The organism is Pseudomonas sp. EL_65y_Pfl2_R96, from assembly GCF_963970905.1.
Lineage (GTDB): Bacteria > Pseudomonadota > Gammaproteobacteria > Pseudomonadales > Pseudomonadaceae > Aquipseudomonas.
This window is the reverse complement of record NZ_CAXAQH010000488.1, coordinates 1-232: the sequence shown is the minus strand read 5'-3', so window position 1 is coordinate 232 and position 232 is coordinate 1. Positions and strand designations below refer to the sequence as shown.

The following is a 232-nucleotide window of genomic DNA, read 5'->3' as shown; positions in this document are numbered from 1 at the left end:
GACAGGGTCACAACCACTGGCGAACCGGTGACTGGAGCGGACACGGACGCGGTGTAAACCACGGTGCCGCCTTCGGCCACACTCGAAGTCGCGGTCAGGTTCACGGTCGAGGTGTCGGTGGTGTCGGTGACGTCGGTGGCCGCCGCTGCCGGATTGGTCGCCAGGTTTTCAAAGTTGCCGCCGGCGGCATCTTTGATCGTCACCTCGACTTGGCCGGCGTCTTTGTAGACGT

At 63.8% G+C, this 232-nt stretch carries 1 protein-coding gene; it reads right to left on the bottom strand.

The features are described 5' to 3' along the window. Positions 1–232: immunoglobulin-like domain-containing protein (locus AACY49_RS31705; RefSeq protein ID WP_339528314.1), on the bottom strand; the 232-nt coding region annotated here is incomplete at both ends.